Below are 14267 nucleotides of genomic sequence, written 5' to 3'. Positions count from 1 at the left end.
GAGTATGCAACTCAATTCCACAGAAATTGCTGAACTGATCAAAAAACGCATTGAACAGTTCAGTGTCGCTAGCGAGGCCCGTAATGAAGGGACCATCGTTGGTGTTACAGACGGTATTATCCGTATCCATGGTCTTGCAGATGTAATGCAAGGCGAAATGATTGAATTACCTGGTAGCCGTTATGCTATCGCCTTAAACCTTGAACGAGATTCTGTTGGTGCCGTTGTTATGGGACCTTATGCAGACCTTCAAGAAGGCGTAAAAGTAACCTCTACTGGTCGTATCTTAGAAGTTCCTGTTGGCCGTAGTTTATTAGGCCGTGTTGTTAATACATTGGGTGCTCCTATTGATGGTAAAGGCGCAATTGAAGCAGATGGTTTTGAGCCAGTTGAAAAAATTGCCCCAGGCGTAATCGAGCGTCAGTCAGTTGATGAGCCAGTACAAACTGGTTATAAATCTGTTGATTCAATGATCCCAATTGGTCGTGGTCAACGTGAATTGGTTATCGGTGACCGTCAAACGGGTAAAACCGCGTTTGCGGTAGATGCCATCATCAACCAAAAAGGCACAGGCGTTAAGTGTGTATACGTAGCAGTTGGACAAAAAGCGTCTACTATTGCAAACGTTGTACGCAAGTTGGAAGAACACGGTGCCCTAGCGCATACCATTGTTGTTGCAGCTTCTGCTTCTGAATCAGCAGCATTACAATACCTTGCACCTTATTCAGGTTGTACAATGGGTGAATATTTCCGCGACCGCGGTGAAGATGCACTTATCGTATATGATGACTTGTCTAAGCAAGCTGTTGCATACCGTCAAATTTCATTGCTACTTAAGCGTCCTCCTGGTCGTGAAGCGTATCCTGGTGATGTTTTCTATCTCCATTCACGTCTACTAGAACGTGCGGCGCGTGTAAATGAACAATACGTAGAGCGTTTCACTAAGGGTGAAGTAAAAGGTAAAACCGGTTCTTTGACTGCATTACCAATTATCGAAACTCAAGCCGGTGACGTATCTGCATTCGTACCTACTAACGTAATATCGATTACTGATGGACAAATTTTCCTTGAGACAGATTTGTTTAACTCAGGTATTCGCCCAGCGGTTAACGCAGGTATTTCGGTATCTCGTGTTGGTGGTGCTGCACAAACTAAAATCATCAAGAAATTAGGTGGTGGTATTCGTTTGGCACTTGCTCAATATCGTGAACTAGCGGCATTCTCTCAGTTCGCATCAGACTTAGACGATGCAACTCGCGAGCAGCTTGAACACGGTGAGCGCGTAACTGAATTAATGAAGCAACACCAGTATGCTCCGCTTAGCGTAGCTGACATGGGCGTTTCATTGTTTGCTGTTGAAAAAGGGTTCTTAAAAGACGTAGAGTTAGCTAAGACACTTGATTTTGAAGCTGCTTTGCATGCTTACATGAACAGTGAACACGCTGAATTGATGAACTCTATCAACGAAACTGGAAACTACGACAAAGACATCGAAGCTAAGCTTAAAGATGCTTTGAATGCGTTTAAAAATACGCAAACGTGGTAATCCTATTCGGATAACGGGAGAGTAAATCATGGCAAGCGGTAAAGAGATAAAAGGTAAAATTGGGAGTATTAAAAATACTCAAAAGATTACCAGTGCGATGGAAATGGTTGCTGCGTCTAAAATGAAAAAGGCGCAAGACCGGATGGCTTCTGGCCGTCCCTACGCAGACAATATGCTTAAAGTGATTGGTCACATTGCAAACGGTAGCCTAGAATATCGCCATCCTTATTTGGACGAGCGTGAAGCAAAGCGCGTTGGTTATATTGTGATTTCCACTGACCGTGGCTTATGTGGCGGCCTTAATACGAATGAATTTAAAGTGGTAACACAGCAAGTTCAAGAGTGGCAAGCGAAAGATGTAGAAGTAGATTTCGCAGCATTAGGGTCTAAAGCATGTGGTTTCTTTAATCGTTTCGGTGGCTCATTGTTAGCCGCTGAATCTGGTTTAGGTGACGCGCCAAAGAGCAGTGACATTGTGGGTATTGTGCGAGTAATGTTAGACGCATATGACAAAGGTGAATTGGATCGTATTTATCTCGTATTCAACAAATTTGTTAACACAATGACGCAAGAGCCAGTGATCAATCAATTGCTTCCTTTGCCAAAATCGGAAGACGATGAATATACACATCGTTGGGATTACATATACGAGCCAGATCCAAAGCCAATATTAGAGGCGTTGATGGTGCGTTATATTGAATCTCAGGTTTATCAGGGTGTAGTAGAAAATGCTGCATCAGAACAAGCAGCGCGTATGGTAGCGATGAAAGCCGCTACTGATAACGCAGGCAACCTGATAGACGATCTGCAATTGGTATACAACAAAGCGCGTCAAGCTGCGATTACACAAGAAATCAGTGAAATCGTTAGTGGTGCTGCTGCCGTTTAGGTTGCATGTTTGAGGCGAAGGTTTAAAGGTTTAACGAGGACTAATTATGAGTCAAGGTAAGGTCGTCCAGATTATTGGTGCCGTTGTGGATATTGAATTTCCACAGGATCAGGTTCCAAGAGTATACGACGCACTAAAAGTTACAGAAGGTGACTTAAAGGGTTTGACCCTTGAAGTGCAGCAGCAATTAGGCGGTGGCGTTGTTCGTGGTATCGCATTGGGTACTACTGACGGTTTACGTCGTGGTCTGCCAGTAGAAAATACAGGCGCAGCTATTAACGTTCCAGTAGGTAAAGCGACACTAGGTCGTATTATGGACGTTTTAGGTAACCCAATTGATGAAGCGGGCCCAATCGGTGAAGAAGAGCGTATGTCTATTCACCGTGAAGCACCTAGCTACGAAGAGCAATCAAGTTCAGTTGAACTACTAGAAACGGGTATCAAAGTTATCGACTTGGTATGTCCTTTCGCTAAAGGTGGTAAAGTTGGATTGTTCGGTGGTGCTGGTGTTGGTAAAACCGTAAACATGATGGAGCTTATCCGTAACATCGCTATCGAACACAGTGGTTACTCTGTTTTCGCAGGTGTTGGTGAGCGTACTCGTGAAGGTAACGATTTCTATCACGAAATGAACGATTCTAACGTACTTGATAAAGTATCGTTGGTTTACGGTCAAATGAATGAGCCTCCTGGAAACCGTCTGCGCGTAGCGCTTACAGGTTTGACAATGGCTGAGAAGTTCCGTGACGAAGGTCGCGATGTACTTTTCTTCGTAGATAATATTTACCGTTACACGCTAGCGGGTACAGAAGTATCAGCACTTCTTGGCCGTATGCCTTCAGCGGTAGGTTACCAGCCTACATTGGCTGAAGAAATGGGTGTACTTCAAGAACGTATTACATCAACTAAGACAGGTTCTATTACGTCTATCCAAGCGGTATACGTACCTGCGGATGACTTAACAGATCCATCACCTGCAACGACCTTTGCTCACTTAGATGCAACGGTTGTATTGTCTCGTGATATTGCGTCTTTAGGTATTTATCCAGCGGTTGATCCACTTGATTCAACGTCTCGTCAGCTTGACCCATTAGTTATAGGTCAAGATCACTACGATACAGCGCGTGGCGTTCAGTCTGTTCTTCAGCGTTATAAAGAACTTAAAGATATTATTGCTATCTTGGGTATGGACGAGCTTTCTGAAGAAGATAAGCAAGTTGTATCACGTGCGCGTAAGATTCAACGTTTCTTATCTCAACCTTTCTTCGTTGCTGAAGTTTTCACCGGATCACCGGGTAAATATGTATCTCTAAAAGATACAATCAGCGGCTTTAAAGGTATTTTAAGTGGCGAGTACGATAGCTTACCTGAACAAGCGTTCTATATGGTTGGTTCAATAGACGAAGCGTTAGAAAAAGCGAAAAACGCTTAATTCTAAAGCTTCAGTGATCAACTGAAGGAGGGTTTATGGCAGCAACGACAGTACACTTGGATGTAGTAAGCGCCGAAGAGCAAATCTTTTCGGGTCTTGTTGAAACTATTCAAGTGTCAGGCAGTGAAGGTGAACTAGGCATATATCCTGGTCACACACCACTCCTTACGCCAATTAAGCCGGGTATGGTTCGCCTTGTTAAAGAAGGTGGAGAAGAGCAGTTAATTTATGTTGCTGGGGGCGTACTTGAAGTACAACCTAGCTGCGTGATTGTTCTTGCTGATACGGCCGTACGTGGAGAAGATTTAGATGAGCAAGCAGTACTATCTGCAAAACGCTTAGCAGAAGAACACATGAGTGATTCAGAGTTTGACCATACTGAAGCATTGATGGAGTTTGAAGAAGCGGTTGCTCAATTAAAGCTAATCCAAAAAATGCGTAAGTAGTTCGCACTGTAATAAAATTAAAAACCCAGCTTAGGCTGGGTTTTTTTGTGGCCCTTGCCAATGACTTTGAAATCCTTTTAGCAAGCTATATAAAGTACTTACGTCTAGCTCTTCCACTGTTTCCAACACAGAAGCAATAGCCTCTAAAGTAGACATCCCCTCTTTAATCGGAGATTTACGAATATAGTAATGAGGCAACTCAGCGTTATCTAATTCCCACGGTTCGATATGACACTGTTGGGCAAGCCGATTAAATATTCCCTTAGTTTGTTTCCACGTACCGTCTATAAAAATGATCTCGTCATAATTTGCGTTTTTGAAAGCTAACCTTTCTTTATTTAATACTCTGCTACACTTACTAGGGTACAAGACACAAATTTTTTTATTTCTTAGTTGTTGATATATTTGAGTTACATCGTCATTTGTTTTTATTACGCTTAATTCAATATCTTGTATTGCTAAGCGGGCTAGGCGTACTGTGTTTTTTGCATGTTTTGTTTCTTTATAGTGTTGTAAAACATGTATTTTATGTTTTGTAGAGATTACTTTCACAAAACTGCAAATACATGTGGAACTAGGGTAGTGGCACTTTTCACATATTTGTCGCATAAATAAATTAAATAGAAGACAAGTCAATATTAACAATAGCCGGAGAAGCGTATTTTTTATAGTGGTACAGCATGTCTAATAGTCATTTAAAGAAAATTAATATAAATAAGTTAGCAGTAGGTATGTACGTTCAAGCAATTACGGATAAAAAAGGGAAACTTTCCGTCAAATCGCAAGGACATATCAAGCAAGCTTGCATGATTGATATTCTTAAAAAAAAGGGCGTGGTTACACTAGTTATAGACACGTCCAAACAATTGTGTGAGTTACAAAATCTAAAAGATGTTCCTGATAACGAAGGAGACTTGGAAAATTGTAAGAAAGAGACCTTACCAGAAATATCGTTTAGCAGTGAAATTGATAAAGCGTCAAAGTTATATAAGCAAGGTAAAGTTATTCAAAAATCGCTGATGCGTAGTGTAAAAAACGGTTTACCGTACGATGAGCAAATTTCAAAAGAGTTCGCTACGGAAATGGTTAATTCTATCGACCGAAATTCCAACGCTTTACTGTGTTTGACAAAAATACGAGACAAAGATGATTACCTGCTAGAGCATTCCTTAAATGTAGCGATATTGCTTGCTAATTTCGGAAAATCCATTGGTATGTCTTCTGCCGAGGTTGAAGAACTTGCCCATGCCGGGTTCTTACATGATATAGGTAAAATAAAAATACCCGATGACATTCTAAATAAACCCGGAAGACTCACAGACAGTGAAATGGATGTCATGCGTAAACATGTGGTTTATGGCGTTGAAACCTTAAAAGAGTCAAGTCTTAACTCTTCCTTAATTCGAGTTGTATCCGAACATCATGAGAGGCTAGATGGGTTGGGTTATCCCTATGGTAAAAAAGGCGATGAAATAAGCCAAGCAGGCCGTATGATAGCCATTGCAGACGTATATGACGCACTAACGGCTGACAGAGTTTATAAATCGGGGATGTCGGGACAAAAAGCGTTGCAAATATTACTAAAAGATTGCCCTGAAAAATATGACCATATCTTGCTACAACATTTCATTAAGTGCATGGGGATATACCCCGTTGGAACTCTTGTTAAATTGTCGAATGAAAGAATTGCTATGGTTATTGAGCAAAATAAAGAAAAACCGTTAAAACCAAAAGTGAATGTATTCTACTCAACGAGGGGAAATCACTATTTAGAAGGAAAAGATTTAAACTTAGTTGAATCCACAGTTTCTATTGAAAAACCAGTATTAGCAAATGACTACAAAATTGATGTTAAAACCATTTTTGAACGCAACGTGCTGGCATCTATTTCAGATTAATACTGGGTTCAGATTTGTAATTCTAATATAGATAAATCGAAAAATTTCAAGGTAGTAATATGAAGAATATTGTAGTTGCAATGGGGTTGTCATCGGTATTATTGGTAACGGGTTGTGCAACCAATAATAATACCCAAAATGGCGCAGCTATAGGTGCTGTAGTGGGCGCTTTGTTAGGTAAGGCTACCGGTGATAATGATAAAAGTCGTTACGTTTGGGGAGCCGCTGTGGGCGCTATTGCAGGAAGTGCAATAGGTTCTTATATGGACAAACAGGAAGCAGAGCTAAACAAAGAGCTCGCGGGTTCAGGTGTTGAAGTTGTAAGGAACGGTGACAACATTGATTTGATTTTACCTGGTGACATTACCTTTGCTAAAAATAGTTCTGTAGTGAGCGGAGAGTTTACTCCTGAACTTCAAAGTGTTGCTAAAGTAATTAATGAATACAATCAAACAGTTTTGTTAATTAAAGGTCATACTGATAGCGATGGTTCTGAGCAATACAATCAAGCATTATCAGAACGACGGGCTGATGCAGTTAAAAGTGTTTTGATTGTCAATAACGTAAACCCTAGTCGTTTAACAACAATAGGAATGGGTGAGTATCAGCCAAAAGCATCAAATGCTACAGCGCAAGGAAAACAACAAAATCGTAGAGTTGAGTTAACAATACAGCCAGTGACTTAAAGTTTGAGAATTAAAGGCTTCAATTTTGTGGCCTTTAATATACCCAATTTAGTTTCATTGTATCGAATCAACAATACAAGATTATTTACACACAGATTATCCACAACTGGCTGTGTATAACTGATTTTCGTTAGATAACTATGTAGTAGATTCAATTGTGTATTTTGATGGTTCTTTTTTCGTTACTATCAAAGTGAAACCGAATTACTTCGCTCATTATTTCACGCCAAGATTCCCAATTATGGCCACCATCAAAAATAGACATATCATGGTTTTTTCCATGTGAAACTAAATGCTGATGAAAGTGTTCGTTGGCCTTAGCAATACTTTTCCTATCGTTATTCCCCCAAGTAAGTAAAAGCGGCATTTCAACCATATCAGATCGATTTACCCAGCTTTTGTAGGGGTCTAGGTCCTTAGGTACATGGCTTGTATCGCCGTCAATATCTCCCCATATTCTTTCAATAGGAATAAACCATTTTATTATGGTTTGCACCAAGCTAGGATCACCAGGATGAAGCTTAGAAATAATAGGTGCGCTGATTGCCGACACACTACTGAAGGTATCTGGCTCATAATAAGCAAATCGCATAGCGCCGTGAGCGCCCATGGAAATGCCTGAAACAAAGCAAGCTTGCGGACAAGGTAATGTCACATAGCGTTTTGCAACATGCGGTATTAAATCTTTCACCACCCAATCTCTATACAACTTACTGCCATCATGCCAATTTTCCCAAAACCCCAATTCACCATTGGGAGAAACAATAATGACTCTAGGGGTGTTTCCTGCCTCTATTTCTGCATCCAATACACTACCGACAGCGTATTTATCAAAGCTACTTTCACTGTCTCTTACTCCGTGGAGTAAAACCATTAAAGGCAAGTGTTCTTCAGGTGTCCAGCCTGGTGGGGTATAAACAGAGTACGCCATTGAACGACCCATAGCAGGGCTAAATATTTCACTGTGATCGCTTCGCTGACTGTAGGATGTGTTTGTGCACCCAACTATAGTTAACCCTATGAGAACCAAACTAAATATACGAATAGAAAATTGGATAAATTGAGAGGGCATCGGTTGTATTCTTATAATGTGATATGTCATTGTTTACGAGCACAAAGGTAAAAAAGATGACATTGATTTAAAAGGAATATAGTTTCTTGCAAAAACAGACATCAGAGAGGGATTGTGAGCCTGTTGTAGTGCAATTGCTAAACTGTATTGTTCGACTATAAATGAGTGTCTAAAACGGCACTTTTTCGGCTCGTATGTTGATGGGTTATCAAATTTAATACAGGGTTCATGGGAGTCTAGCCCAGTAAAATAGAAACTATTTGTAGGGATGGCGTGACCGCTACCTTGAGCTTTTATAAATGCTTCTTTTAGGGCCCACAGTTTATAAAATTGTTGGATTCTAGTGTCTTGAGTTTCAGTTTGTGACAGACACCATTCATGCTTGTGAAAGCTGTGATTGGCAATTTTATTCACATCCCGCTCTAGCTTTAAGTATTCGATATCAACACCTACTTCACCACTTGTAGTAAATGCTAAAACAATTTTGTGTTTCGAATGAGACAAGTTAAAAAAAAGCGGTGATGGGGTATTTACTAAGCGAGGCTTACCATAGGTATTAGTTACAAACTCAAAGTCTAAAGGCGATTTCGCTGGCATGTATAGCGACAATATAGTGCGCAGAGCGACACGGGTAATCACGTATTGTTGACGGCGAAGGGGAGTTTTAAAGCTGCTCATGCGTTGATGTTCGTCGTGAGACAACAAGTTAGAATAACGTTCCAGTGAGGTGTTTTTTAATACTTCTTGTTGGTCGACTAACCATAAGTGAACGTGATTTTGGGGTAATTCAATCGCAGCTTCATTGCATTTTAGGGACTGATACATATCTAACGCAACTCCCTTTGTTTGCATATGATAAGTTGCTTAAATTGATTGAAATACTATGTAATCCGTTTGCGCTATGCAACGTATTATTTAGGACCAAATAGGAACAAACAAGGGTTCTTGAGTTGAAAAATCACAAAGCTTATAATTGTGTTTTCGACATTGGAAGTTATTTGAATCAATGAATGTAGATATTATCGACTATGAATCTTGCACCGCTGCAGGAATTAATATGTCTAGCCTGCGAGAAGCGCTTCAGCAGCAACAAAGTGGTTTGATCAAAAATAACCTGCCCTATTCTGAACTTGATACCTGGATAGGCAGCGTACCGGATATTGATAAGGTAACTGATTTAAAAGAATGGCAGAGTCGAAACAATGCGTTAGCTGCGCTAGGTCTTGAGCAAGGTACTCTGCGTCAAACATTAACGAAACTTATTAATCAGTACGGCTCGGCTCGTATCGGACTAGTGATGGGGTCAAGCACGTCCAGTATTGATAGAACAGAAACCGCGTATACCGATTTAGATGATACAGGGGTGTTGAAACCTAAATATCAACAAAAGCAGGTCCATAACCCTCATGCTCCCAGCTTGTTTGTAAGCCATTACACAGGTATTGAAGGCCCTGCGTTAACTATAAACACTGCCTGTTCATCATCGGCAAAAGTCTTTGCTACAGCCGCTAGATGGTTAGAGTTTGGTATTGTCGATGCGGTTTTAGTGGGAGGGGTCGATACACTATGTTTAAGCGTACTACACGGTTTTAATTCACTACAATTATTGTCTTCCAATCCATGCAAGCCCTTTGATCAACATCGAGATGGCATTAATTTAGGCGAAGCATCTGGTTTTGCTATTTTGCAACGCGGCGGAGAAAGTTCGAACAGTAAAGGAATTCGTTTGGCTGGCTATGGTGAAAGCTCGGACGCTTATCATATGTCTCACCCTCACCCAGAAGGGTTAGGTGCGCGTATGTCGATGACTCAGGCGCTTAAACGCGGGAATTTGAATCCAAGTGATATTGATTATATTAACTTACATGGCACGTCTAGCCGTGCGAATGACCTCATAGAAGGCCAGCTTATCTCAGATTTGTTTCCAAAAACAACGGTGTGCTCTTCAACGAAAGCATGGATGGGACATACATTAGGTGCTGCGGGAATTACCGAAGCTATTATTGCAATGGATTCACTGCTTACTGGGTTTATTCCTGGCTCTATGAATTTAGACTCGTTAGATCACGCTCTGGATTTTTCTATTCAAGCGCAAAGTAGCAGTAAAGAATGCAAGCATGTAATGACCAACTCATTTGGTTTCGGTGGCAACAATTGCACACTTTTGTTTAGTAAGGTGAGTTAATATGAATGCCAAAAAATTAACATGTAAAGTGGCAAGTATTGGAGCTTGGGGAAGTTATTTTGATAGTTGGGAAGCGTTGCAACAATTACTTTCAGGTTCAGCGACACCTGACATTCGAAATAAAGGACCTAAACCGACCATAATTCCACCCAATGAACGGCGACGAGCGCCTCTTCCTGTTCGTTTAGCTGTTGAGAGTTCTTGGCAAGCAACACAGGCTGCGAATATTTCACCAGAAACCCTGACTTGTGTGTTTGTTTCAGGCCTTGGTGATACTGATTTGACTGATTACATGTGTAAAGTGCTGGCGTCTGAGCACAAAGAATTGTCACCTACAAAATTCCATAACTCGGTACACAATGCTCCTGCGGGATACTGGACAATCAGCACGAAGACAATGACTGCGGCAAATTCGGTTGCTGGGTTTAATCATTCAGTGTCATTGACATTGCTTGAAGCTATGATCCAATGTGAATCGGAAAACGTCCCCATAATGATGACATTCTACGATGCGCCTGTGACGTCAATATTGCAGCCTTTGCTCTCTAATAATGAGGCGTTTGCGTTTTCAATCATTATATATCCCAAATCCTCAGACATTAACGGCATTTCTATTTCTGCTTGTGTTAATAGTAATGAATATAAAGCGTGGCCAACTTTGCACTCGACGAATAGTGACATCTGTTCATTGTATGAAGAGAACCCAAGCGCAAAAATTTTGTGTTTAGCCGAGTTACTCACATCAAAAAAAGATGGTGCTGGGATTTCTATGCCGTTAAGTGCAGCAACATCATTATCGTTCGAAAGGAATTAGGGTTGGGTTATGAGTAATACCAAAATTGATATCATTATTGCGGGTGGTGGTTTAGCGGGGCTAAGCCTAGCTTTGCAATTACATAACAAAAATTCTGATTTTAAGATTGTTGTCATTGAAAAAAATCACTTTCCTGTGCCCGATACTACGGCAAAAGTCGGCGAATCTACCGTGGAAATTGGTTCTCACTACCTTACAGATGTTTTAGGCTTAAAAGAGCATTTTCAGCGTCATCATTTAAAGAAGCATGGTTTGCGTTGTTTCTTTGGTAAAGGAACAAAAGATTATAGTCAATATGATGAGCTGGGAGTGAGTGAGCTTTTCGGTATACCTACGTACCAAATTGAACGAGGGGTATTAGAAAATCACCTTTATCACTTACTTGTTAGCAAAGGTGTGGTGATTGCTGATGGTACCCTTCCTATCGATATTCAAATTGGTGATAAACACCATACAGTTACCTGTGAAAAAGGTGGCGAGACAACCTCTTATACTGGGCGCTGGATAATAGATGCTGCTGGACGTCAGAAGCTACTGAAGTCAAAACTAAACTTGCACAAAAAGAGTGGTCATAAAGGTAATGCGGTTTTCTTTCGCGTGGATAAAAAAATTGTTATCGACGAATGGTCTGATAGCGAAAATTGGCAACAGCGTTTAGTTGAGCCGGGTACACGCTGGTTGAGTACAAATCATCTTATGGGGCCTGGCTATTGGGTTTGGATTATTCCGTTGGGGTCGGGGGCCACAAGCTTTGGTATTGTTATGGACGATCAGGCTTTGGCTGAAAGCAAGATTGAATCTTATGATGACGCATTGCAATGGTTGCGCAATGAGCAACCCATCTGTGCAGATTCACTGATTGGAGCAAAGGTACTCGATTTTAAAGTAATCAAAGATTATTCGTACAGCTGTAAACAAATGTATTCTGATCAAGGTTGGGCTGTGACCGGAGAAGCCGGCGGGTTCCCAGACCCATTTTATTCCCCTGGAAGTGATTTTATTGCGATTGGTAATACCTTTATTACTGACTTAATAGAAAAAGAAAGCCGTGGTGATGATATTCGGATAGACAGCCTTTTATTTCACAAATTCTATGATTCCTTTTTTGAAAACACATTATCGCTTTATAAAGGACAATACGGTGGTTTTGGCGATCGTCGCATGATGTCTATTAAGTTGGTGTGGGATTACACTTACTACTGGGGCGTACTAACCCTGCTGTTTTTTACTGACAGTATTTGTGATATCGAACTGATGAGAGAACTTAATCCTAACTTGTTAAAAGCACAAAAATTAAATGAAAAAATGCAAGGGTTACTCAACGAACGAGCGCAAAAACGATTAGTGTTAGCAACCAATAGCGTGTTTATGGACCAATTTTTAGTCCCCTGCTTGAATCAATTTAACCAAGTATTAAAAACCAAAGACATTGATGTGACTCAAGCCCTGGCCTCCAACTTGGCAGTGATGGAAAAAGTCGTTGCCTACTTTGAAGATATGCTAACAGATAACCCCTCTAGTGAAATTTCCAAGGAAGAATTCGCTATTTTAGGTCATTACCGCCAGAGCGTACTCGCTTAATGCCTCCTGCGCCTAAAGAGCCAATAAAAGCAGTATTAACGCTAATGGGGGTGATCGTAATGCTTGCCTACCCGTTTTTGGTGTACCGCTACATAGATGTTATTCGTCCGCAGTGGTTTGCAGCTATCATCTTTACACTCTTTTTGGCACGTTTTGGCTTTGCGGGTAAAAGTAGAACAGGCAGTGATTGGATCATGCTCGCTGGAGTATCTTTATTCTGTATTAGCTTATTAATATTTGAAAGTGAGTATTTACTAAAGCTTTATCCCGTGCTCATGAATTTGGCGATGAGTTTTGCTTTTTTCTTATCCCTCGCTGGAAAAGAATGCCTTATTGAGACCTTTGCAAAGCTAGGAGGGAAAGTACCTCCACCAGAAGCTCATCAATACCTCAGAGTACTGTGCTTTCTATGGGGAGTGGTACTGATTATTAACGCTGCTGCGTCTGCTTACACTACGTGGTATGCTAGTCTGTCAGTTTGGGCGCTGTATAACGGCGTTTTATCTTACGTATTAATAGCGAGCTTTGCCGGTGGTGAATGGGTATATCGAGGCTATTACAAAAAGAAACATAATATAGTCGATGAGTAATACACAATTAGACATACTAACAGCGGTTTTTAATGATTTTGAAGGACCAGCAATCCTTCAAGCTAATGTAATGCCGGAAAGCGCGTTACTATCGCTTCATATTCCTACTGATTTATCTTGGTTTGATGGCCACTTTCCCGATGCAAAGGTATTGCCAGGCGTTGTGCAGGTGGATTGGGCTGGTAAATTAGGGAAGGCGCTTTTCCCTGCGTTAACCACATTTCAGCAGCTTGGAAATATTAAGTTCAAAACAATGATCATGCCGGACACTCAGTTGACGTTAGAGCTGCAGTACAACGAAAGTAAAGGTAGCTTAAAATTCCAGTATTTTAATGCAAACAATGTTTTTTCTACAGGAAGTATTAAGTTTACATCGTCATGAAATATTGCATCGTTATTCCTCATTATAAACACGAAACTCTATTTACTCAGTTTTTACCTAAAGTGGCTGAATTGAACTTACCTTGTATTGTAGTTGATGATGGCAGTGGGGAGGCGAGTTTTAATGAAGTTAAAAAATTGCTTCAGGATATGCCTAATTTTCACTTTATTAAGCATCGAACAAATCGAGGAAAGGGAGCCGCGGTTATTACCGGATGTTGCCATGCTAGCGCTATGGGGTTTACTCATGCGGTGCAGTTAGATGCTGACGGGCAACACAATATTGACGACGTTGAAAAACTTTTAAATCACAGTAAAGCAAATGGAAACACCATAGTTTCAGGGAAACCTTTTTTCGACGAAACAGCGCCTAAAATAAGAGTGTATGGCCGCAGAATCACTGATTTCTGGGTTGCACTGGAAACCTTTTCATTCAAAATCAAAGATAGTTTATGTGGATTTCGTGTATACCCACTAGCGGAGTTTGAAAATATAGTTGATCGGTATTTTATAGGTTCAAGAATGGATTTTGATACTGAAATTCTGGTTAAGGCTGTGTGGGCAGATATTGACGTTCACTTTATTCCAACGAAAGTTATTTACCATGAAAACACTGTGTCTCATTTTCATTATTTGAGAGACAACAGCATGTTAGTTCAGTTACATGTTCGTCTTTTGTTTGGTTCTTTTATTCGTTCTCCTCGACTTATACACAACCGAATAAAAGCTATTTTGAGCAAATAATTT

Annotated in this window: 15 protein-coding genes; 12 read left to right on the top strand and 3 right to left on the bottom strand. The window is 40.6% G+C overall.

Going from position 1 to position 14267, the window contains the following annotated elements:
- Positions 1 to 4 precede the first annotated feature (4 nt).
- From atpA to J3L16_RS13870, 4 genes are read left to right on the top strand one after another with little or no spacing between them, the layout of a single operon-like run.
- Entirely contained in the window at positions 5 to 1546 is a 1542-nt protein-coding gene (atpA, locus tag J3L16_RS13885) for a F0F1 ATP synthase subunit alpha (protein ID WP_207613597.1), read from the top strand.
- Positions 1547 to 1574: 28 nt separating this feature from the next.
- A complete protein-coding gene (gene atpG, locus J3L16_RS13880; RefSeq protein WP_207613596.1) occupies positions 1575 to 2435 on the top strand; it encodes a F0F1 ATP synthase subunit gamma in 861 nt (286 codons plus the stop codon).
- A gap of 46 nt (positions 2436 to 2481) precedes the next feature.
- The gene (atpD, locus tag J3L16_RS13875) at positions 2482 to 3867 is read left to right on the top strand and encodes a F0F1 ATP synthase subunit beta (protein ID WP_207613595.1); all 1386 of its coding nucleotides are present in this window, start codon (positions 2482 to 2484) and stop codon (positions 3865 to 3867) included.
- A 35-nt stretch (positions 3868 to 3902) separates the two neighbouring features.
- Entirely contained in the window at positions 3903 to 4313 is a 411-nt protein-coding gene (locus J3L16_RS13870) for a F0F1 ATP synthase subunit epsilon (RefSeq protein WP_207613594.1), read from the top strand.
- A 30-nt stretch (positions 4314 to 4343) separates the two neighbouring features.
- Here the strand turns inward: J3L16_RS13870 and J3L16_RS13865 are convergent, their stop codons facing one another.
- A complete protein-coding gene (locus tag J3L16_RS13865; RefSeq protein ID WP_207613593.1) occupies positions 4344 to 4922 on the bottom strand; it encodes a tRNA-uridine aminocarboxypropyltransferase in 579 nt (192 codons plus the stop codon).
- Between the two features lie 71 nt (positions 4923 to 4993).
- Here J3L16_RS13865 and J3L16_RS13860 point away from each other — a divergent pair, with 71 nt between their 5' ends.
- Positions 4994 to 6211 carry an HD-GYP domain-containing protein gene (locus J3L16_RS13860; RefSeq protein WP_207613592.1) on the top strand — a complete coding sequence of 406 codons (1218 nt, stop codon included), beginning with the start codon at positions 4994 to 4996 and terminating at the stop codon, positions 6209 to 6211.
- Positions 6212 to 6270: 59 nt separating this feature from the next.
- The gene (locus J3L16_RS13855; RefSeq protein WP_207613591.1) at positions 6271 to 6897 is read left to right on the top strand and encodes an OmpA family protein; all 627 of its coding nucleotides are present in this window, start codon (positions 6271 to 6273) and stop codon (positions 6895 to 6897) included.
- Positions 6898 to 7048: 151 nt separating this feature from the next.
- Here J3L16_RS13855 and J3L16_RS13850 read toward each other — a convergent pair whose 3' ends face one another.
- Both J3L16_RS13850 and J3L16_RS13845 read right to left on the bottom strand, forming a co-directional pair.
- Positions 7049 to 7840, bottom strand: coding sequence for an alpha/beta hydrolase-fold protein (locus J3L16_RS13850; protein ID WP_278252889.1), 792 nt, complete (start codon positions 7838 to 7840; stop codon positions 7049 to 7051).
- A 162-nt stretch (positions 7841 to 8002) separates the two neighbouring features.
- On the bottom strand, positions 8003 to 8821 hold the full coding sequence (locus J3L16_RS13845; RefSeq protein WP_207613589.1) for a 4'-phosphopantetheinyl transferase superfamily protein: 819 nt from the start codon (positions 8819 to 8821) through the stop codon (positions 8003 to 8005).
- Positions 8822 to 8975: 154 nt separating this feature from the next.
- Here J3L16_RS13845 and J3L16_RS13840 point away from each other — a divergent pair, with 154 nt between their 5' ends.
- Genes J3L16_RS13840 through J3L16_RS13815 form a run of 6 tightly spaced genes read left to right on the top strand, consistent with a single transcriptional unit; the run spans position 8976 to position 14264 of the window.
- Positions 8976 to 10154: a beta-ketoacyl-ACP synthase gene (locus tag J3L16_RS13840; protein WP_207613588.1), complete on the top strand. Its 1179-nt coding sequence runs from the start codon at positions 8976 to 8978 to the stop codon at positions 10152 to 10154.
- A 1-nt stretch (position 10155) separates the two neighbouring features.
- The gene (locus J3L16_RS13835; protein ID WP_207613587.1) at positions 10156 to 10968 is read left to right on the top strand and encodes a beta-ketoacyl synthase chain length factor; all 813 of its coding nucleotides are present in this window, start codon (positions 10156 to 10158) and stop codon (positions 10966 to 10968) included.
- A 9-nt stretch (positions 10969 to 10977) separates the two neighbouring features.
- Positions 10978 to 12549 (top strand): tryptophan 7-halogenase, encoded by a 1572-nt coding sequence (locus J3L16_RS13830; RefSeq protein ID WP_207613586.1) that lies wholly within the window; start codon positions 10978 to 10980, stop codon positions 12547 to 12549.
- A complete protein-coding gene (locus J3L16_RS13825; RefSeq protein WP_207613585.1) occupies positions 12549 to 13139 on the top strand; it encodes a hypothetical protein in 591 nt (196 codons plus the stop codon). Before J3L16_RS13830 ends, J3L16_RS13825 begins: the two co-directional genes overlap by 1 nt.
- Positions 13132 to 13521: a hypothetical protein gene (locus tag J3L16_RS13820; protein ID WP_207613584.1), complete on the top strand. Its 390-nt coding sequence runs from the start codon at positions 13132 to 13134 to the stop codon at positions 13519 to 13521. The genes J3L16_RS13825 and J3L16_RS13820 overlap by 8 nt, the downstream gene beginning before the upstream one ends.
- Entirely contained in the window at positions 13518 to 14264 is a 747-nt protein-coding gene (locus J3L16_RS13815) for a glycosyltransferase family 2 protein (RefSeq protein WP_207613583.1), read from the top strand. Before J3L16_RS13820 ends, J3L16_RS13815 begins: the two co-directional genes overlap by 4 nt.
- Positions 14265 to 14267: the final 3 nt, after the last annotated feature.

This window comes from Alteromonas sp. 5E99-2 (assembly GCF_017368475.1).
Lineage (GTDB): Bacteria > Pseudomonadota > Gammaproteobacteria > Enterobacterales > Alteromonadaceae > Alteromonas_F.
The sequence above is the reverse complement of the archived record's forward strand: the minus strand, read 5'-3'. Positions and strand labels throughout refer to the sequence as shown.

Bases quoted from the DNA above. Each gene is read 5' to 3' on its own strand.
- J3L16_RS13830 (WP_207613586.1), top strand. From the start codon at position 10,978: ATGAGTAATACCAAAATTGATATCATTATTGCGGGTGGTGGTTTAGCG.
- J3L16_RS13845 (WP_207613589.1), bottom strand. From the start codon at position 8,821: ATGCAAACAAAGGGAGTTGCGTTAGATATGTATCAGTCCCTAAAATGC.
- J3L16_RS13820 (WP_207613584.1), top strand. From the start codon at position 13,132: ATGAGTAATACACAATTAGACATACTAACAGCGGTTTTTAATGATTTT.
- J3L16_RS13835 (WP_207613587.1), top strand. From the start codon at position 10,156: ATGAATGCCAAAAAATTAACATGTAAAGTGGCAAGTATTGGAGCTTGG.
- J3L16_RS13840 (WP_207613588.1), top strand. From the start codon at position 8,976: ATGAATGTAGATATTATCGACTATGAATCTTGCACCGCTGCAGGAATT.
- atpD (WP_207613595.1), top strand. From the start codon at position 2,482: ATGAGTCAAGGTAAGGTCGTCCAGATTATTGGTGCCGTTGTGGATATT.
- atpA (WP_207613597.1), top strand. From the start codon at position 5: ATGCAACTCAATTCCACAGAAATTGCTGAACTGATCAAAAAACGCATT.
- J3L16_RS13855 (WP_207613591.1), top strand. From the start codon at position 6,271: ATGAAGAATATTGTAGTTGCAATGGGGTTGTCATCGGTATTATTGGTA.
- J3L16_RS13825 (WP_207613585.1), top strand. From the start codon at position 12,549: ATGCCTCCTGCGCCTAAAGAGCCAATAAAAGCAGTATTAACGCTAATG.
- J3L16_RS13815 (WP_207613583.1), top strand. From the start codon at position 13,518: ATGAAATATTGCATCGTTATTCCTCATTATAAACACGAAACTCTATTT.
- J3L16_RS13865 (WP_207613593.1), bottom strand. From the start codon at position 4,922: ATGCGACAAATATGTGAAAAGTGCCACTACCCTAGTTCCACATGTATT.
- atpG (WP_207613596.1), top strand. From the start codon at position 1,575: ATGGCAAGCGGTAAAGAGATAAAAGGTAAAATTGGGAGTATTAAAAAT.
- J3L16_RS13870 (WP_207613594.1), top strand. From the start codon at position 3,903: ATGGCAGCAACGACAGTACACTTGGATGTAGTAAGCGCCGAAGAGCAA.
- J3L16_RS13860 (WP_207613592.1), top strand. From the start codon at position 4,994: ATGTCTAATAGTCATTTAAAGAAAATTAATATAAATAAGTTAGCAGTA.
- J3L16_RS13850 (WP_278252889.1), bottom strand. From the start codon at position 7,840: ATGGGTCGTTCAATGGCGTACTCTGTTTATACCCCACCAGGCTGGACA.